Source organism: Acinetobacter sp. FDAARGOS_558 (assembly GCF_003937785.1).
GTDB classification, from domain to species: Bacteria; Pseudomonadota; Gammaproteobacteria; order Pseudomonadales; family Moraxellaceae; genus Acinetobacter; species Acinetobacter baumannii.
The window spans coordinates 855,841-875,947 of sequence record NZ_RKJH01000001.1 but is presented as its reverse complement, the minus strand read 5'-3'; the positions used below and the strand labels follow the sequence as shown (position 1 = coordinate 875,947).

General features: G+C 39.8%; 17 protein-coding genes. 14 read left to right on the top strand and 3 right to left on the bottom strand.

Going from position 1 to position 20,107, the window contains the following annotated elements; all coding sequences use genetic code 11:
* Window positions 1-104 precede the first annotated feature (104 nt).
* The gene (locus tag EGT34_RS04270) at window positions 105-1,007 is read right to left on the bottom strand and encodes a LysR family transcriptional regulator (RefSeq protein WP_000089865.1); all 903 of its coding nucleotides are present in this window, start codon (window positions 1,005-1,007) and stop codon (window positions 105-107) included.
* A gap of 119 nt (window positions 1,008-1,126) precedes the next feature.
* Between EGT34_RS04270 and EGT34_RS04265 the strand changes: the two genes are divergently transcribed.
* The 3 genes from EGT34_RS04265 to prmC all read left to right on the top strand — a co-directional run bounded on the left by EGT34_RS04265 (window position 1,127) and on the right by prmC (window position 4,066).
* A complete protein-coding gene (locus EGT34_RS04265) occupies window positions 1,127-1,966 on the top strand; it encodes a type 1 glutamine amidotransferase domain-containing protein (protein ID WP_031971926.1) in 840 nt (279 codons plus the stop codon).
* Window positions 1,967-2,156: 190 nt separating this feature from the next.
* A complete protein-coding gene (gene prfA, locus EGT34_RS04260; protein ID WP_000648002.1) occupies window positions 2,157-3,245 on the top strand; it encodes a peptide chain release factor 1 in 1,089 nt (362 codons plus the stop codon).
* Window positions 3,245-4,066 (top strand): peptide chain release factor N(5)-glutamine methyltransferase, encoded by an 822-nt coding sequence (gene prmC / locus EGT34_RS04255; protein ID WP_001017502.1) that lies wholly within the window; start codon window positions 3,245-3,247, stop codon window positions 4,064-4,066. Before prfA ends, prmC begins: the two co-directional genes overlap by 1 nt.
* A gap of 7 nt (window positions 4,067-4,073) precedes the next feature.
* On the opposite strand, the gene EGT34_RS04250 is transcribed toward prmC, so the two are convergent.
* Window positions 4,074-5,102, bottom strand: coding sequence for an AraC family transcriptional regulator (locus tag EGT34_RS04250; protein WP_000261465.1), 1,029 nt, complete (start codon window positions 5,100-5,102; stop codon window positions 4,074-4,076).
* A gap of 165 nt (window positions 5,103-5,267) precedes the next feature.
* Here EGT34_RS04250 and EGT34_RS04245 point away from each other — a divergent pair, with 165 nt between their 5' ends.
* The 3 genes from EGT34_RS04245 (at window position 5,268) to EGT34_RS04235 (ending at window position 9,057) form a co-directional block, all read left to right on the top strand.
* Window positions 5,268-6,038 carry a 3-hydroxyacyl-CoA dehydrogenase gene (locus EGT34_RS04245; RefSeq protein WP_000701532.1) on the top strand — a complete coding sequence of 257 codons (771 nt, stop codon included), beginning with the start codon at window positions 5,268-5,270 and terminating at the stop codon, window positions 6,036-6,038.
* An 18-nt stretch (window positions 6,039-6,056) separates the two neighbouring features.
* Window positions 6,057-7,193 (top strand): acyl-CoA dehydrogenase family protein, encoded by a 1,137-nt coding sequence (locus EGT34_RS04240; RefSeq protein WP_000602463.1) that lies wholly within the window; start codon window positions 6,057-6,059, stop codon window positions 7,191-7,193.
* A gap of 220 nt (window positions 7,194-7,413) precedes the next feature.
* A complete protein-coding gene (locus tag EGT34_RS04235; protein ID WP_000853303.1) occupies window positions 7,414-9,057 on the top strand; it encodes an AMP-binding protein in 1,644 nt (547 codons plus the stop codon).
* A gap of 46 nt (window positions 9,058-9,103) precedes the next feature.
* Here the strand turns inward: EGT34_RS04235 and EGT34_RS04230 are convergent, their stop codons facing one another.
* Window positions 9,104-9,682 (bottom strand): flavin reductase family protein, encoded by a 579-nt coding sequence (locus EGT34_RS04230; protein WP_000083683.1) that lies wholly within the window; start codon window positions 9,680-9,682, stop codon window positions 9,104-9,106.
* 169 nt (window positions 9,683-9,851) lie between these two features.
* Between EGT34_RS04230 and EGT34_RS04225 the strand changes: the two genes are divergently transcribed.
* The 8 genes from EGT34_RS04225 to EGT34_RS04190 all read left to right on the top strand — a co-directional run bounded on the left by EGT34_RS04225 (window position 9,852) and on the right by EGT34_RS04190 (window position 20,106).
* A complete protein-coding gene (locus tag EGT34_RS04225; RefSeq protein ID WP_000137909.1) occupies window positions 9,852-10,628 on the top strand; it encodes a HesA/MoeB/ThiF family protein in 777 nt (258 codons plus the stop codon).
* 58 nt (window positions 10,629-10,686) lie between these two features.
* Entirely contained in the window at window positions 10,687-11,985 is a 1,299-nt protein-coding gene (locus EGT34_RS04220; RefSeq protein ID WP_000739365.1) for an ABC1 kinase family protein, read from the top strand.
* 15 nt (window positions 11,986-12,000) lie between these two features.
* Window positions 12,001-12,381 (top strand): dihydroneopterin aldolase, encoded by a 381-nt coding sequence (gene folB / locus EGT34_RS04215; RefSeq protein ID WP_000338779.1) that lies wholly within the window; start codon window positions 12,001-12,003, stop codon window positions 12,379-12,381.
* Window positions 12,338-12,775, top strand: coding sequence for a 2-amino-4-hydroxy-6-hydroxymethyldihydropteridine diphosphokinase (locus tag EGT34_RS04210; protein WP_000993409.1), 438 nt, complete (start codon window positions 12,338-12,340; stop codon window positions 12,773-12,775). Before folB ends, EGT34_RS04210 begins: the two co-directional genes overlap by 44 nt.
* 261 nt (window positions 12,776-13,036) lie before the next feature.
* Window positions 13,037-14,746, top strand: coding sequence for a potassium-transporting ATPase subunit KdpA (gene kdpA, locus EGT34_RS04205; protein ID WP_000891213.1), 1,710 nt, complete (start codon window positions 13,037-13,039; stop codon window positions 14,744-14,746).
* Between the two features lie 8 nt (window positions 14,747-14,754).
* A complete protein-coding gene (gene kdpB, locus EGT34_RS04200; protein ID WP_086242012.1) occupies window positions 14,755-16,794 on the top strand; it encodes a potassium-transporting ATPase subunit KdpB in 2,040 nt (679 codons plus the stop codon).
* Window positions 16,795-16,807: 13 nt separating this feature from the next.
* Window positions 16,808-17,413 carry a potassium-transporting ATPase subunit KdpC gene (gene kdpC, locus EGT34_RS04195; RefSeq protein WP_000861117.1) on the top strand — a complete coding sequence of 202 codons (606 nt, stop codon included), beginning with the start codon at window positions 16,808-16,810 and terminating at the stop codon, window positions 17,411-17,413.
* Between the two features lie 38 nt (window positions 17,414-17,451).
* Entirely contained in the window at window positions 17,452-20,106 is a 2,655-nt protein-coding gene (locus tag EGT34_RS04190; protein WP_001191606.1) for a sensor histidine kinase, read from the top strand.
* Window position 20,107: the final 1 nt, after the last annotated feature.

Here is a 20,107-nt window from a genome sequence, read left to right as displayed (position 1 = left end):
TCGATTATTGGAGTTTAGTGTCTTCTTTGTATGCTTTCTATTAAAATAGAATATTTACTATTCACCTAGAAAAATTAAATACCATTTACATATATTCAGTTTAGCTAGTCATCATTTGAACATAAGAAATCAATTAAAGCTCGGGTAGCAGAGGACATGTGTTTATGCTGCGCATATAACAAAGAAAAAGGACGTGTATGACCTGCATATGTAGTAAGTATAGGTTGTAGTTTTCCTTGTTGAATTTTTTCATTAACAATAAAGTCGTAACTTTGACATATACCTAGCCCGCTTTCAGCAAGAGTTACCACACCCACAGTATCTTCTTTTACTAAAATTCGATTTGTTGGTATCCATTGAATTTCCTCATTATCATTTTTTAAAAACCATGGGGTTATTTTGCCGCTACTGGGCAATTCAAAGGCAATACATTGATGATGTTTTAATTCTTCCAAATTTTTTGGAATACCCATGCGTTTCAAATAAGCAGGTGAGGCAACAAGTTTTAAAGGAGCTTGCTCTAAAGGTCTAGCAATAAGGGTGCTGTTAGGAAGTTTTCCTTGACGGATGGCTAAATCAAAACCCTCAGCAATTAAGTCAACGTTTCGATTAGAAATACTAATTTCAATTTGAATGTCCGGATATTTCAAAAGAAATTTTTCTAATAAGGGTGGTAGACGATAGTGTCCATAAGTCGTAGGTACACTTAATTTAATTTTTCCAGAGATTTGTAGTTGTTCACCTTGAACCACGCGTTCAGCATGGTCAATTAACTGAAAAGCATGTTGCATTTTTTCATAGTAAAGCTGGCCTGCTTCGGTCAGACTTAAATGACGAGTAGTTCTTCTAAAAAACTGGATACCTAATTTTTTCTCGAGTCTTGTAATTGTTCTACTAATGACCGAAGGCGTTGTAGATAAATCAATTGCAGCTGCACTAATAGAAAGCTTTTCAGCCACAATTAAAAACACTTCAACATCGGCAAGATGGTCAAATTGGCGAGACATTTTGTCCTCAAACGCAAAAAAGATTTGTGAAATGAGTTGTTTTTCTACCTCTGGGGTAAAAATAGAATATATCCATCCCAGTTATAAATCCAGCAAATGTTTGGAATGAAGGTCGAATAATGAAGAAGTTAAATCAAATAATGTTTGCAATGATTGCAGCTTCGGCAGCATTAAGTGCAAATGCCGCTCATGTATTGGTTGTATTGTCTGATGAAGGACAGTTAGAGCTAAAGAATAAGCAGGTTTTTAAAACGGGCTTTTATCTTAATGAGTTGATGCAGCCTACAAAAATGCTTTTAGATGCAGGGCATACCGTAACATTTGCCACTCCAAAGGGGAAAGCTCCAACGTTAGATGAGTCATCAAATAATGCAATGTATTTTAATCAAGATGAAAAAGCATTAAAGCAGTATGCAGACTTATTGCATGATCTAAAGTTAACTTCTGCTCAAGATTCTCCTGTTGTAAGTCTGGCGCGTATTGAGCAAATTGGTATAGATCAATTTGATGCTATTTATATTCCAGGCGGACATGCGCCTATGCAAGACCTATTAAAAGATAAACAGCTTGGTAAAGTTCTCACGGCTTTTCATAATGCAGGAAAGCCTACAGCTTTGGTTTGTCATGGTCCTATAGCCCTGATGTCAACTTTACCTCATGCTGCGGAAGCCGTTAAGCAATTTGAACAAGGTAAAAAAGTTAAAACTGGAGAATGGATTTATAAAAATTATCAGATGACAGTAATTAGCAATCAAGAAGAAGAGCAAGCGAAGAGCTTATTAAAAGGTGGTGAGATGAAGTTCTATCCACAAACTGCATTAGAGTCACTTGGAGCAAAATATCAAAGCAATACGAAAGCTTGGTCGCCAAATGTAGTGGTGGATCGTGAACTTATTACTGGACAAAATCCAGCTTCGGCTGTTCTTGTCGGTAAAACTTTATTAGAAAAATTAAAATAACTATAAAGGTTAAAGAGACTTTATAAATAAAGTCTCTTTTATTATATGGATTTGGAAAGTTAACGTTTTAAAGGATTACATATGTTATTTAATCGGCATAAACTGTAAACTATGCGCTATTTTTATGATTTGGCTTATCTTCTTATATTTATCTAGATAAGTTTTTTGGACTTTTGAGATATTTCCTCTTATGAAAGCGTCACTCCGTTTACGTCTTGATCAACTCTGTGATCGTCATGAAGAACTTACTGCATTGCTTGCAGATGCAGAAGTGATTTCCGATAACAAACGTTTCCGTAAACTGTCTCGTGAACATAGTGATTTAACTGAAATTACCGAAGTTTGGGGCAAATACCGTCAAGCAGAAGAAGATATTGAAACTGCTGAAATGATGAAGTCGGACCCTGACTTTAAAGATATGGCAGAAGAAGAAATTCAAGCAAATAAAGCATTGCTTGAAGAATTAGAAAACCAGCTTAATATTTTGATGATTCCAAAAGATCCAAATGACTCTAATGCTGCATATTTAGAAATTCGTGCTGGGACGGGCGGTGATGAAGCTGCAATTTTCTCAGGCGATTTATTCCGTATGTATAGCAAATATGCCGAATCGCAAGGTTGGCGTATTGAAGTCCTTTCTGAAAATGAAGGCGAGCATGGTGGTTTTAAAGAAGTCATTTGCCGTGTAGATGGTGATGGTGTGTATGGCCGCTTAAAGTTCGAAAGTGGCGCGCATCGTGTACAACGTGTTCCAGCAACTGAATCACAAGGTCGTGTGCATACGTCAGCTTGTACAGTAGCAATCTTGCCTGAAATTGACGTTGATACTAACGTTGAAATTAACCCGGCAGATTTGCGTATTGATACTTACCGTGCGTCAGGTGCGGGTGGTCAGCACATTAACAAAACCGATTCGGCAGTCCGTATTACTCACATTCCAACCGGTACAGTCGTTGAGTGCCAAGAAGAACGTTCACAGCATAAAAATAAAGCTAAGGCGATGGCATTGCTAGTATCACGTCTAGAAAATGCTAAACGTGCAGCAGCCGATGCAGCAACTTCTGAAATGCGCCGTGATTTGGTCGGTTCTGGTGACCGCTCTGAACGTATCCGTACTTATAACTACCCGCAAGGACGTATGACGGATCACCGTATTAACCTAACTTTATATAAGTTAGATGCCATTATGGAAGGTGATCTAACGGAATTGCTCGATAGTTTACATCGTGAATATCAGGCAGATCAGCTTGCGATGCTTGCACAGGAAAATGGCGGCTAATGAATATTGCTCAAGCGCTTGCAATTCGTGGTGAGCCTGACAGTTATGAACGACAGGAAAATGCTTGGTTACTTGAGCATTTTCTAAAAATCAATTCACTCGAATTAAAGTTCAGACTTGAGCAAGAGTTAACAGTCCAACAAGAGCAAGACTACTTGGCTGGTCTTGAACGTATCCAAAATGGTGAACCTTTAGCCTATGTGACAGGTTCGCAGCCATTTTGGACGCTCGATTTAAAAGTAACGTCGGATACTTTAGTGCCACGACCAGATACTGAGGTTTTAGTTGAAACTGTTTTAAATCTAAATTTGCCAAAGAACGCAAATATCGTGGATTTGGGAACGGGAACAGGTGCAATTGCGCTTGCATTGGCAAGTGAACGTCCAGACTGGTTCGTCACAGCAACTGATATTTACGCACCTACTTTAGATGTTGCAAAAGAAAATGCACAAACACACGGCTTGCATCATGTGAAATTTGCTTGTGGCGCTTGGTTTGAAGCACTGGAACCCCAACAATTTGATTTAATTGTTTCTAATCCGCCTTACATTGACCCTGAAGATGAACACATGCAAGCTTTGGCAACAGAGCCGCGTCGTGCGTTGGTTGCAGACCATCATGGGTTAGCCGATATTGAAATTATTATTGCTCAAGGCAAGAACTGGTTAAAACCGCAAGGCTGGATTGCACTGGAACATGGTTACGATCAGGGGCAAGCTGTTCGAGGCATTTTCGCAGAGCATGGTTTTAGTGAGATAAAAACTATTCAAGATTATGGTCAAAATGATCGAGTCACTTTAGCATCATTATTAATAAAATAAGAATAACTCAAGCTGTAGAGTTAAGGGTTGCTTCCCGATAAGCGCCGGGGCTAACACCTGTCCATTTTTTAAAAGCACGGTGAAATGCACTCGGGTCATGGAAATTTAAGTCTTCACTAATGTCTTGTATTGAATCATTGCTTTTGCTTAAACGTTCAATTGCAATATCACAGCGAATTTCATTTTTGATTTGTTGATAACTCACTCCTTCATGTTTAAGTCGGCGTTGAACGGTAGCTTCTGAAATATTGAGCTGCTGTGCGACATCTTTGAGTTCAGGCCATTCGGCTGGGTGAAGTTTTAATAAATGACGCCGAATAACAACACTCAATGCATTTTCATTTTTAAAGCGAACTAAAAGATTTTGTGGAGTTTGCTCTAAAAAATCGTAAAGCGCTTTTTTATCTTTTTTAATTTTTATATCTAAATAGTGTGCATCAAATTCAATCTGATTTGTCTCGGCATTAAATTCTATATCTTCACAAAAGCGTACCAAATAATCTTGAATATCGTTCGGTTTTGGACAACGTACAGCAATACGGTTTAAGCCAATTCTTTGATCGACTAACCAACACATAAGCCCATGTACCAACATTAAAAAGGTTGCGTAGGTAAACATACGTTTGGGTTGGTCACGATCACGAATGACCAAATAAGCTTTTTCTTGTTCTCGAATGAGTTCTCCTCGTATATCGTCAAGCACAAAATTAAAAAACTTCAAAATATCGTAGAGTGCTTTTTCTAAAGTTTCAGCCGTACTGACGAGTTTTGTAAGTAATTTATAACTACCACGGCGCATAGGGTGACTATCCATGCCAAAAAACTCGTCATCCATGGCATTGGCAAGTTCTATCCATAATTGTGCATACGTTGCTACCGGAACACGCGCTTTAGGTGTCATAAGTAATTCAGCAGGAATGCCAGCTTTATTCAAAATAATTTGAGTATTTAGTCCTTTAGCATAAGCCGCACTTAATGCTTCATGTACCAGTGCAATCGAAATTGTTCCTTTACTTAAAGAAGATTGGACAACCATGACAAAGACTCATTTTTTACGTATTTCAAGTGAAATATTTCATATTCAAAATTTGGATTGATCAAAAGCTGCAAGCATTTTGAGGTTTTTTGAAATTGTATCGGAAAAAAACAACTTTTACTCTCACTACTAAGCTTAAAGAACATTTCTATAGGACGTTACATAATGAAAATTCAAGGAAAACATTTCGTGATTACAGGTGGTGGCTCTGGTTTAGGAGCTGCAACGGCTGAATATTTAGTAAAGCAGGGTGCCTCAGTCACATTAGTAGACATGAATGTAGAAGCAGGTGAGCAGCAGGCGAAACAACTAGGACCAAAAGCTGACTTTGTAAAACTTGATGTAACCGATGAAGCAGCTGCTGAGCAGTTCTTTAAAGATGTGTTGGCCAAACATGGTCATTTGTATGGTTTGGTGAACTGTGCCGGTATTGGCCCTTCTGCAAAAGTAGTTGGCCGTGAGGGCGTTCATGACTTGGGGTTATTTGCAAAGACTTTAAATATTAATGTCACAGGTACATTTAACATGTTGCGTTTTGCAGCAGATGCAATGAGCAAAAACACGGTTGAAGCGGGTGAAGAAGACCGTGGCATCATTGTGAACACTGCTTCTGTTGCGGCATTTGACGGTCAAATTGGACAGGCAGCTTATTCTGCATCAAAAGGCGCTATTGTTGCGATGACTTTACCGATCGCTCGTGAGTTAGCACGACATGCCATTCGTATTATGACCATTGCACCGGGAATTATGGAAACTCCAATGCTTAAGGGTATGCCACAAAATGTACAAGATGCTTTGGGGCAAATGGTGCCTTACCCATCTCGTTTAGGAAAACCAGAAGAGTTTGCTCGTTTGGTTGCCCATATTGCTGAAAACTCTTACTTAAATGGTGAAGTCATCCGTCTAGATGGTGCAATTCGCATGGCAGCAAAATAATAAAATAAGGATGTTGAAATGATTCTAAATGCTGAACAAAGTATGGTTCAGGAGATGATGCGTAACTATGCGCAAAATCAGTTAAAACCAACTGCTGCACATCGCGATAAGACCCATGAGTTTCCGGCTCAGGAATTAAAAGACTTAGGCGCCCTAGGCGCTATGGGGATGACTGTGCCCGATGAATGGGGCGGTGCCGGAATGGATTATGTATCTTTGGTACTCGCAATTGAGGAAATTGCCGCAGGCGATGGTGCTATTTCGACAATCGTAAGCGTACAAAACTCTTTGATTTGCGGTATTACACTGGCATACGGTTCAGAGCAGCAAAAACAAACCTATTTGCCAAAATTTGCCTCTGGTGAATGGCTAGGATGCTTTTGTTTAACTGAGCCACATGTCGGTTCCGATGCGAGCGCGATTTTATGTAAAGCCGAGCGAGATGGCGACCATTGGGTTCTCAATGGCGTAAAGCAATTTATTACCAGTGGTAAAAATGCTCAAGTGGCTTTGGTATTTGCGGTTACAGATAAACAGGCTGGCAAAAAAGGCATTTCGTGCTTTCTTGTACCGACCAATACACCAGGTTACTTGGTGACTCGTATTGAAGACAAAATGGGTCAACATGCTTCGGACACCGCAACCATTACGTTAGAGGACTGCCGAATTCCTTTAGAAAATTTGGTAGGGCAAGAGGGTGAGGGTTATAAAATTGCGTTATCTAATTTAGCGGCTGGACGTATTGGTATTGCTGCTCAGTCTGTTGGTATGGCAAGAGCTGCTTTTGATGCTGCTGTCCAATACGCAAATGAACGTAAGGCCTTCGGTGTAGAGCTGGTTCAGCATCAGGCGGTTGGTTTTCGCTTAGCTGATATGGCGACTCAGATTGAAGCGGCACATCAGCTAGTTTTGCATGCTGCAACTTTAAAAGATGCGGGACTACCTTGTTTAAAAGAGGCCTCAATGGCGAAACTCTTTGCATCAACTATGGCTGAGCGAGTATGTTCGGATGCAATCCAGATTCATGGCGGTTATGGATACGTCAGTGATTTCCCTGTTGAGAGAATTTATCGGGATGTTCGTGTAAGCCAGATTTATGAAGGTGCTTCTGATATTCAGCGCTTGGTGATTGCTCGTGAAGTGGCTCAAGTTTAGATCATAAGGTATTGAGTTTTTAAACTTAAAACTGCAAGAAGCCGCACACTATGTGCGGTTTCTTGCAATTGAAATGATGCATTTTTACTATTAGTTTTGTTTGAAATAGATGGAAAAGTTGAAGAAATATTCTTCAAGCTTTAGCTAAAACAATAACAGTCAGGACAGATTTTGTAGCCTTACACAAAATCAATCATCAAACGGAATGAAGGTGAGCATCATGAAAACTTTGGCAGAAGCTTATCAGCAATTTGATCTTACAAGGCTCATCGAAGAGCAACTTGTTGGGCATCCCCAAGCAATAAATGCTTATGTTGAGTGCTGTGAGCGTTATGTAGGAAAAAATAAAACAGCGCTTATCTGGGAAGGAAAAAACGGGCAGGCAGAGCACTATACGTTCGAACAACTTGCTGAACTTTCTGGAAAACTTGCTAACTTCTTTAAAGCACAAGGAATTCAAGCTGGAGATTGTATTGCAGGACTTCTACCAAGAACGCCTGAGTTATTAATTACAATTTTGGCAGCATGGCGTATAGGTGCTATTTATCAGCCTTTATTTACTGCCTTTGAAGCAAAATCGATTGATCACCGTATTACTACTGCTCAAACTAAATTGATTGTGACCAATGATGAACAGCGTCCTAAACTGAATAGCTTGAATGTTCCGGTTATTGTCACTGTTCATCAAACAGGTCTTTTATCTGAGCATGACTTTGATTTTTGGCAATCTTTACAACGCTATTCTGAGCAATGTGAGCCCGTAAATCGTAGCTTTGATGATGACTTTTTAATGATGTTTACCTCAGGCACAACTGGACTTGCGAAGTCTGTACCCGTTCCACTAAAAGCAATTTTAGCATTTAAAGGTTATATGACCCATGCCGTCGATTTGCGTGAAGAGGATATGTTCTGGAATCTGGCAGATCCGGGCTGGGCGTATGGATTGTATTATGGCATTACTGGCCCTTTAAGCTTGGGGCATAGCATTATTATGGATGAGCGTTCATTTAATGTAGATCAGGCAATTGAGTTAATTAAAAAGTATAAAGTAAGTAATTTAACAGGATCACCAACAGCATTTCGCATGTTCTTTGGTTTTAAGGAAAAATTTGATCCTTCAATTAAACAACATTTACGCGTAGTTAGCAGTGCAGGTGAGCCATTAACTCCTGAGGTTGTGAACTGGTTTAAACAGGATTTAGGGGTCAATATTTTTGATCAATATGGACAAACTGAGCTAGGGATGGTGATTGCAAATCATCATGCTCTTGAGCATCCATTAAAAGTAGGTTCAGCTGGTTTTGCAATACCTGGACATCGTTTTGCTGTGTTAGACCAAAATTATCAAGAATTGCCGACTGGTGGTGTTGGTATTTTGGCAATGGACTCGGAGCAATCCCCACTAATGTGGTTTAAAGGTTATGGTGGCAATAATCGCAAATCATTTGTTGGTAAGTATTATTTAACAGGTGACACGGTCACTTTAAATGAACATGGAGGCATTGATTTTGTGGGACGTGCGGACGATGTCATTACAACATCGGGTTATCGAGTTGGACCATTTGATGTTGAAAGTACTTTGTTAGAGTGTGAGGCGGTATTAGAGTCAGCAGTAATTGGTAAACCAGATCCGGAACGTACCGAAATAGTAAAAGCTTTTGTGGTACTTAAACCTGCTTATCAAGCGTGTGAAGCATTAAAAGATAAGTTACAGCAATATGTTCGTAACCGTTTATCTCGTCATGCGTACCCAAAAGAAATTGAGTTTGTGGATAGTCTACCGAAAACCACGAGCGGAAAAATTCAAAGAGGATTATTGAAGCAGCAAGAAATTGCAAAAATGCAGCAAGCCTATGCAAGCTAAATTGAACAAAGGGAAATATTTAAATATTTCCCTTTATTTTTTTATATTAGAGATCGGCTTTCACTTCCTCACCAATTAAATAAAATGTTCCACCAGCAATATAGTGCAGGCTACGAAGTTCTTTTGGTGCATCTTGAAAATGCCAGTGCCCATCTCTAAAAACGCGACTATCTGCCCATGCACCTACAACAGAACCAATAAATAGGTCATGAGCTGACTGATTATGTGGTTCAGGAATAAGTTTACATACCAGCCATGCGATACAACCTGATACAAGCGGACTGGTCAGATCTTTTTGGTAAAACAGCTCAACCCCGCAGTGTTCAAGTTTTTGTGGGTCATCTAATTTGCTAATGGTACCAAGTTGCTTGGTCATATTGAGCTGTGCATAGCAAGGAACTTGTAGTGTGAAATAACCACTTTGCTCAACCAGCTGTCGGGTTTTAGTACTTTTATCTAAAACGACGGTCACTTTGGCAGGTTTAAACTCTAAGGCACATGCCCATGCGGCAGCCATCACGTTACGGTCATCACCATGCTGAGCAGAGACTAGTACAGTTGGACCATGATTTAACAAACGATAAGCTTTTTCTAACTCTACTGGTGCAATATATGATTGGGACATATTTAGCCTAAGTAATACAGAAAAGGGATAGCTCTATTGTTGCAGAAAGCATGTGAGAAGTAATGTAATAGGGGATTAACTGAATAAAAAAGTTGTTTCCATTTTATAGCTTTCCTAATGACGAACTTAGTCATAAAATCACTTGGCTTCTAAGTGAAAGGATTAACGTGTGACCGAGCTCCAAGATATCGATTTTGTAGAGTTAAGTGATGAAGAAATGCATCTCTATAGCCGTCAGATTTTACTTGATGGATGGGATATTGAAGCTCAGGAAAAACTTAAACTCGCCAATGTATTAATTGTCGGTACTGGCGGAATAGGCTGTAGTAGCGCGGAACTACTTGCACGAGCAGGAGTTGGGAAAATTACCCTCATTGATGCAGATACCATTGAGATAAGTAATTTACAACGACAAATCGCATTTGGTCATGAAGATATTGGACGTTATAAAGCTGAAGTTTTAGCTAAACGGTTACAGAAAATTAACCCTTATATCTGTGTTGAATACTTTAATGAACGTTTAGACGAACATAACATTGATAAACTAGTTGAACATCAAGACGTCGTTTTAGATGGCTGTGATAACTTTACAACGCGTTATTTAGTGAATGCAGCTTGTAAAAAGCATCAAGTCGCATTAATTAGCGCTTCTGCAATTGGTTTTCAGGCGCAAATGTTTATGGTTGAAGGTGATTCAGCTTGTTATGAATGTTTGTTCCCAAAAGAACAACATGCCAATGAAGGGCTGCGATGTGCGGAATCTGGTGTGCTTGCGACCACACCTGTAATGATCGCGTCATTACAAGCACATCACACTTTATTGTATTTAGGACTAAACAGAACGCCGCTAAAACAAAAACTGTTACTTTGGGATGGGTTAAATATGACGCAACGCATTGTTAGTTTTGATAAAGACATAAATTGTCCACTTTGTCAGGCAAGCTAATCAGCAAATAAAACAAAATTTGCTACACTTGATTTGAATATTCTGGTTTTAAAGAAATATGAAAAAAAATATTTTATTTGATGGATTGCGCTCAGTTGCCCGCATCGGTGAAACCGCAGTAGTTGCGGCTAAAGCCGGTATTAAGTATGCAACTGATAAGCCAAGTAATGCCAAACTCATGCGTGAGACTTTTGAGTCGCTTGGCTCAACATATATTAAGCTTGGTCAGTTTATCGCGAGTACCCCATCGCTATTCCCACGTGAGTATGTAGAAGAATTCCAAGGCTGTTTAGACCAGACCCCAACTTTACCTTTTAGCTATATTCAAGGTGTACTTGCGTCTGAGTTTGAAGGGCGTGATTTAAGCCAGATTTTTAGTTATATCGATGAAACACCACTAGCTTCTGCCTCAATTGCTCAGGTTCATGCGGCTAAACTAACTACTGGTGAAGATGTCGTTATTAAAGTACAAAAACCGGGTGTTGAAACCATTTTGTACACTGACCTAAATGTGGTGCATTGGGCTGCTAAATTGCTTGAACGTGCGGTACCTAAAATTAAATTTGCCGCTCTTTCTGACATTGTTGATGAAATTAAAACCCGTATGGTGCGTGAAGTCGATTTCATTGAAGAAGCACAAAATTTAGATGACTTTGTGGAATATTTAAATATTTCCCAAAACCAAGCTGCTACTGCACCTAAAGTTTATCATCAGTTTTCTACGCGCCGTGTTTTGACAATGCAGCGTTTATATGGGGTACCTTTGACAGACTTTAGCGTGGTTAAACAATATGCTAAAGATCCATCGCAAGTACTCATTACTGCCATGAACACATGGTTTGGTAGCTTAATGTTATGTAAGAGCTTCCATGCGGACTTACATGCTGGGAACCTAATGTTGCTTGAAGATGGACGTATTGGTTTTATCGATTTTGGTATCGTGGGGCAGTTAAAGCCGGAAGTTTGGACAGCATGCATTGCATTTATGGATGCTTTACAAAAAACTGATTATCAGGCAATGGCTGAAAACATGCTCAAAATGGGCATGACCCATAACAAGGTTGATGTTCAGGTTTTAGCTCAAGATTTAGAGCGTTTGTTTAATGGCGTATTAATGGCCGATCCACAGCAAATTCTGTCTTCAAATCCAGCCGATTTAAATGACATCATGATGGATATGGTAGCTGTTGGTGAGCGTCATGGTATTAAATTCCCTCGAGATTTTGCCTTATTATTTAAGCAAATGCTTTATTTCGATCGTTTTATGCGCGTACTCGCACCTTATACTGATATTTATGCAGACCAACGTTTGAAAATGGTTCAAAATATGGAACCTGCTTCGTTGTTAAAGCACTAAGGTCAGTTTAAATTTATGGATGCCATTATTATTGAAGGCTTGAAGGTTGAGACAGTGATTGGCTGTTTCAACTGGGAAAGACAAATCATTCAACCTTTAATGTTGGATTTAACCATCCATAATGATTTGAGCCGAGCTGCAGCGTCTGACAAGCTTGAAGACACACTCAACTATGCCCAGATTTGTGAGTTATCGGCTCAAACCATTCAGAAAGCCAAGCCTGAATTAATCGAGCATGCAGCTCATCTGGTTCTGCAATGTTTATTTGAAACCTTTCCAACAATTGAAAAAATTACCATAACCATCCGTAAGCCAGCCATCATTGCAGAAGCAAACGCTGTAGGAATTCGTCTTGAACGCACCAGAAACAATTTTTGCGCTCGCCCTAGCGAGTAATTTAGACGCAGATCAGCACTTTACTTTTGCCTATACGCAATTAGCAACTTTGGGGAAAGTGCAGTTTTCATCTGTTTATCAAATTCCATGTCGAGATGGTATTGGAGATGATTACTGGAACTCAGCGTGTCTATTAAGAAGCACTTTATCGTGTGAACAAATTGAATCTTTTTTAAAGAAACTTGAGTCAGATTCTGGGCGTGTTCGACCATCGCATCATATTTCTTTAGATGTAGATTTGATTGCATGGGGAAGTGATCTGGACCATATGCAATTTAATTCTAAAAAGCTACCTTTGGCACTCGATGTAAAAATTCCTTTATATGAACTTTGGCATTGTGAAACCTTAAAGGCTGATAGCATGATTTATCCAGTCGTTAATTTTAAAGTTTAATACCCTTCAAACTAAATTTTACGCAAACTTTACGCGGGCTTTGACTTCCTCAATAGAGAATTTACGGGCATTTTATCAATACTGAAATTCACTAAATTAGTGTTATTTCAGGACAATAAAGATGCTTATAAATTCTCAAATGCGCATCTTGCATCAGTCTGGCATTGTCTTATGCGGACTTAAAACAAATGATATTTCTCCATCTCTCCTTATTTCCAGTTTGGCAAATCAAGCCAACAAGGGGTATAGAGGAGAATAGCCATGTTAGAACTTATACTTGTTTTATTTATTGCTATTTTTCTAGCATGGTGCCTCAGTAAATATCTATCCAAAGTGATGGCAAATCAGCCGATGTGGGGTGATGGATTATTCCGCTGGATTGAAAATCCTGTATACCGCTTATTAGGTGTATCTCCCCAACAACAAATGAATTGGAAACAATATTCTCTAGCATTTGTTGTGAGCTGTATTTTTCTTGCAGTGGCTATTCTTGCTATTTTTATGACGCAAGCATGGCTACCATTAAACCCGAACCATGCACCAAATATGAGTTGGGATTTAGCATTACACACGGTTATTTCATTTTTAACCAACACCAATCAACAGCATTATTCTGGGCAAGCTCAATTATCTTATTTGTCGCAAATGACAGGTATTGTAGGTTTGCAAGTCATTACTCCAATGATGGGGCTGGCTTTGGTGGTTGCGACATTAAGAGCTTTCTTTTATCAGCGTCCAAGCCATATTGCGGCCGATGTTGCCGAGCAGCCAGATCAAATTTTAATTGGTAACTATTGGGCAGATGTAATTCGTCCTACAGTTCGCTTTTTGCTTCCACTCTGTTTTGTCTGGTCATTGTTGCTTAACAGCCAAGGCGTGCCAGCAACTTTTCAAGGTGGGCCAGAAGTACAGCTTATTGATAAAGCCAATAGCGTTGAAACTCAAAAAGTTCCTTTAGGGTCAGTTGCACCTATGGTGGCAGTTAAGCAATTGGGTAGTAACGGTGGTGGTTGGTACGGTCCAAATAGTTCTGTGCCTTTAGAAAATCCAACACCACTTTCTAATTTACTAGAAATGATTGCGATCTTACTCATTCCAATTACAGTCATTTTAATGGTGGGACATTTTACTCAACGTAAAAATTTTGCTTACTTTGTGTTTGGTAGCATGCTTTTCATGTCGATTATTTCAGGTGCAGCGGCTGTATGGTCTGAGAGTATGTCATCGACTGCATCCCAAATTGCCGTAATGGAAGGTAAAGAGCAACGATTTGGACCAGCAGCATCGGCAGTCTGGGCTGCGCTTACCACACAAGTGAATAATGGTTCGGTCAATATGATGCATGATTCTTCTGCACCGCTTACTGGTATGGTCGAACTCATCAACATGTTGATTAATGCGATTTGGGGTGGTGTGGGTTGTGGCCTGCAACAGTTTATGATTTATCTATTACTTGCAGTATTTATTGCAGGTTTAATGACAGGTCGTACACCTGAATTGTTTGGACGCAAAATTGAAGCAGCAGAGATCAAGTTACTTGCGATTATTATCTTAATTCAGCCTCTTATTATTCTGGCTTTTACAGCCTTGAGTCTTAGTATTCCGGGATTATCAGGTATCACAAACCCTGGACCACACGGTATTAGCCAAGTGTTCTATGAATATGTTTCTGCCTTTGCCAACAATGGGTCAGGTTTCGAAGGTCTTGGAGACAACACTGTATGGTGGAATGTTACTTGTAGTATCGCTCTACTGTTAGGACGTTTTCCCACCTTAATTTTGCCATTAATGATTGCAACACGTTTAGCAGCAAAAAGAAAAGCACCCGAAACAGCAGGTAGTCTTCAGGTTGAAACTCCAACCTTTGCTTTAACGCTGATTACGATTGTTGTGTTGCTTACCTTATTACAATTTATGCCAGTTCTTGTCCTTGGGCCTATTGCCGATCAACTTTTGTTGGTTAAAGGCTAAGGAGGCGAGTGAAAATGAATACACAAACTCATGTAAATAGCCATAAACAAACCATGGCAGTGCCAAATTTTGAAGTTTGGAAAAATGCATTTGTGAAACTGCTACCGCAGCATGCAATTAAAAACCCTGTGATGGCAATTGTATGGCTTGGAACAGTGGTTACTGCAATTAGTACAGTCTTGGGTTACACCACGCTATTATTTGGTTTCGTGGTTACAGCAATTCTGTTTATTACGATTTTATTTGCTAACTATGCCGAAGCAGTTGCAGAGGCCAGAGGCCGTGGGCAGGCATCTTCACTACGTGCAGCAAGAGAAAATTTAACAGCTCGAAGACTCAACTCTTTGACAGACCGTCAAGCGACTCAAGTTGCAGCGACTGAACTTCATTTAAATGATTTTATTGAAGTACATGCAGGTGAGCTTGTTCCAGCCGACGGTGAGATTGTAGAAGGCTTTGCAACTATTAATGAATCGGCTGTTACAGGTGAGTCAGCACCTGTGCTACGTGAAGCTGGAACAGACCGTTCAGGCGTTATTGGTGGAACTAAAGTACTTACGGATCGTATTGTTGTGCAAGTGACTGCTGAATCTGGTCAAAGTTTCTTAGACCGCATGATTGCTTTGGTCGAAGGCTCAAATCGCCAGAAAACTCCGAATGAGATTGCGCTTGGCTTCTTGTTAATGGTAATGACAATCACGTTTTTAATTGTCGTGATTAGCTTGCCATTTATTGCCAAGTATTTGAATATTGAACTTGATCCAGTCGTGCTCGTGGCGTTATTAGTCTGCTTGATTCCTACAACCATTGGTGGCTTGTTACCTGCGATTGGGATTGCGGGTATGAACCGTGCACTTAAAGCCAATGTTTTGGCAAAATCAGGTAAAGCTGTCGAAGTTGCGGGTGACATTGATGTGCTTTTACTCGATAAAACAGGAACCATTACTTATGGTGACCGTCAAGCGACCTCTTTTTATCCTTTAACTTCGGTAACCGAGTCAAAGTTGAGAGCTGCTGCTTGGGTAAGTTCACTTGCCGACCCAACACCAGAAGGGAAATCGATTGTTAAGTTAGCAAAAGAGCAAGGGCTAAAACAGCAAGAACCTGAGCAAGCCGAATTTATCTCTTTTAGTGCTTCTACCCGAATTTCTGGTGTGAATTTACCGAATGGTGATCAAATTCGTAAAGGTGCATTAGATGCAATCTTGAAATTTGTAGATGAGGATTATTCTCAAGATTTAGAATTAAAAGCGCGTGTTGAACAAGTTGCCAAAAAAGGAGCAACACCTTTAGTCGTCGCTAATCAACATCATGTGTTGGGTGTGATTGAACTCTCAGATGTGATTAAACACGGTATTAAAGAACGTTTTGCTCGTTTAAGAGAAATGGGTATTAAAACTGTCATGGTTACAGGTGATAACCCATTAACTGCGGCCGCGATTGCTGCTGAAGCTGGTGTAGATGATTATATTGCCGAAGCAAAACCAGAAGACAAATTAGCTTGTATTCGCACCGAACAACAACAAGGTCGTTTAGTTGCAATGGTCGGTGACGGAACCAACGATGCACCAGCATTAGCTCAAGCCGATATTGGTTTAGCCATGAACTCGGGTACACAAGCTGCAAAAGAAGCTGGCAATATGGTCGATTTAGACTCAGACCCAACCAAACTACTTGCTGTGGTCGAGATTGGGAAACAGCAGCTGATTACCCGTGGCGCTTTAACAACATTTTCGTTGGCAAACGACGTCTCTAAATACTTTGCCATTTTGCCTGCATTGTTCGCTGCTGCGATTCCACAAATGCAAGTATTGAATGTAATGCACTTGGCAAGTCCAAACAGCGCGATTTTATCTGCATTAATTTTTAACGCGATTATTATTCCGCTATTAATTCCAATCGCACTCCGAGGCGTCAAATTTAAACCTTCAACGGCAACTCAGTTATTACGTCGAAATATGTTGATTTATGGTGTGGGCGGTGTGGTTCTGCCATTCCTTGCAATTAAAGCAATTGATGTAGTGATTGTTCAATTATTTGGTTTGTAATCTGGAGTTTGAAATGAAAACTTATGTACAAAATTCAGAAGCAAATTTGGGTCAGACCTTAAGAGCATCTTTGGGATTATTAATTTTTACCTTAGTTGGCTGTGGCGCTGCTTATAGTGCTATCGCTACAGGTGCGGGACAGGTGCTATTTAACAATCAAGCAAATGGTAGTTTGATTGAAATAGACCATAAAGTTCTAGGGTCAGAATTAGTCGCTCAGCCATTTGTTGGAGAGGCTTACTTTCATCCACGTCCTTCAGCAGTCGCTTATGACCCGATGGCGATGGCAGGTACAAACTTAGCGCGTACTAATCCTGAGCTACAGCAACAAATTGATGCTCAGATTCTTACTGTGAAAAAACAAGATCACACGGGCAATACACCTATTCCAAGTGATTTGGTGACTAAATCGGGGAGTGGTATTGATCCGCATATTAGTCCTGAATCTGCTCAGTTACAGGTTGCTCGAGTGGCTCAAGCGCGTCATTTAGATCCTAAGGTTGTGGAAGAGCTTTTGCAAAAGTATGTTGAACCGAAGCAGTTTGGTGTATTGGGGCAAGCGCGTGTTAATGTATTACAGCTCAATATTGCTTTAGATCAATTACAATCTACACATTAACTTAAAAATAAAGTTGTTAGTTTACCGGATGATATCAAGTGCAAAGCAATCGCGAAAATCAGGCTGAGGCCTTATTAAATCATGTCAACAGATATCAAGCCGGTCGACTAACGGTCTTTCTTGGTGCGGCACCTGGTGTAGGAAAAACCTATGCCATGCTCGCCCGTGCCAAAGAATTATTTCAACAAGGCACTGATGTTGTTGTTGGTATTGTTGAAACCCATGGAAGAATCGAAACTCTAAAAATTTTGGAAGGGTTGCCTCAGATTGCTAGAAAGGAAATGCAATATCAGGGGCATACTTTAGAAGAAATGGACTTGGATGCTATTTTACTTAGGCATCCGCAAATCGTTTTGGTTGATGAATTGGCTCATCGCAACGTCCCAAATAGTCGTCATGAACGACGGTGGCAAGATGTTAATGAGTTACTAGATGCAGGTATTGATGTATTCACCACCATAAATATTCAACATTTAGAAAGCCTAAATGATGTGGTCTATCAAATTACAGGCATTCGAGTAAATGAAACAGTACCAGATCGGGTATTTGACCGTATTCGAGACATCCGCTTAATAGATTTACCCGTCAGTGAGCTTATTGAAAGGCTCCATCAAGGAAAAGTCTATGTGCCAGAGCAAGCAAATCTGGCATTACAAGGCTTTTTTAGCATTTCAAATTTAACGGCATTACGTGAACTGGCAATGCAATGCGTTGCTGAACATGTCGATTCAGATTTAAAAGAGAGCTATGCCTCTAAAGGTTTGAAGTCTATCTCGTTGCAAAATGAATTGATGATTGCGATAGATGGGCAAGGCTCTTCTGAATATTTAGTGCGAGCAGGCTGTCGTTTAGCAGAACGTAATGGTGCTACATGGACTGTAGTAAATGTTGCTAAAAGTTTGGACTTTGGACAGAGTTCAGTGAGTTCTTCTAAAAAAGAATATATTGAGATTGACCGTGCGTTTGAGTTGGCTCGACAACTAGGTGGTCGAACTGAAGTTTTATATGGGCCGCGAGTTGCATCAGTGTTAATGGATGCGGCCGTTGACCGAGGAATTTCGAATCTAGTCATTGGTAAAAGTATTTCACCGTGGTGGTTAAAGTTATTTAAGAAAAATTTAGCTCAGCAATTATTAAATCAAGAAAACTCGATTGCTTTAACCATTTTGCACCCAGAACAGGGTACTAAAAAGATTAATCAGCTCAAAAAGCCTTCATTTTTATCATTAAAAGAAAGTGTTTTTGTTTTAGCTGTGACGTGCGGTAGCATTTTTCTAGCTCACTTCGCCGAAGTTCTATTTGGTATTGAAGACTTCTCTGTCATTTTTATTATTTCTGTTTTAATTGTTGCAACGAAAACCCGAATGTTAGCTGCAGTAGTGGCTGCTCTTATTTGTTTCTTAGCCTATAATTTTTTCTTTATTGCCCCGCGTTATACCTTTCAGATTTCAGCACACCAAGGGGTAGTCACCGTTGTTGCTTTTTTTGCAGCAGCTTTAATTGCTGGCCGTTTAGCTTCTCAGTTACGCCAGCAAGTTTTGTCTTTAAAAGCTGCGAATGCTTATACTATGGTAATGCAAGACCTGGCGCGTAAGCTTTCTAGTGCAGTAAACCTTGAAGAAGTCATGCAAACAGGACGTATGACTTTAGAAACACAACTTCAAACTAAAGTGTGGATTTCTATTCGAGATAAGGTAATTTCATCTGATATTGAGCTAAATGATAAAGAAAAAGTAGCCGCAGAATGGTGTTTGAAACACAAGCAGCCATGTGGGCGTTTTACCGATACGCTGAGTCAGTCAAACTGGTGGTTTTTACCTCTTTTAGAACAAAAAAATAGCCTAGGTATTGTGGGAATTTACTTTAAGGATGAAGTGGTTTCCTTAAATTTTGAGCAAAAAAAATTGACTGAAAGTGTAATTGAGTACATTGCACAGGCAGTACTTCGAACCCAATTGGTAAATGAGCTTGAACAAGCAAAAGTCACCAGTGAAACAGAGCGCTTACGTTCTGCTTTATTATCTTCGGTATCGCATGATTTACGTTCACCACTTGCTTCTATTATTGGGGCAGCAGACACACTTGCCAATTTTAAAGCTGAAATGACAGAACAAGACCAACAAGATCTGCTTGAAACAATTCATTTAGAAGGTGAACGCTTAGACCGTTATATTCAAAACTTGCTTGATATGACCCGTTTGGGACATGAAGGTCTAACTTTAAAGAGAGACTGGATTGGCGTAGATGAATTAATTGGTTCGGCAACTCGCCGTTTAAAGCGCTATAAACCAGATACACAAGTAGTAGTTCAGTTATCTGAGCAACCGATTAGTTTGTATGTTCACCCAGCACTGGTAGAACAGGCTATTTTTAATGTTTTAGAAAATGCGGCAAACTTTTCACCTCCAGATGAACCAGTCATGATTCGTACTCATCTTGTGTCAGAAGATGAGGTGAAAATAGAAATTGAAGATAAAGGTGCTGGAATCCCCGAAGACGAAAGACACCGCATTTTTGATATGTTTTACACTATGGAGCGCGGAGACCGTGGAAAATTTGGTACAGGCTTAGGGCTTACAATCGTAAAAGCGATTATTGGTGCTCATATGGGTACAATAGAAGCATTTTCAGGATGCCAAAATAAAGGTACTTTAATTCAAATCAAATTACCCCTTCATCCAGTAAAAGAATAAG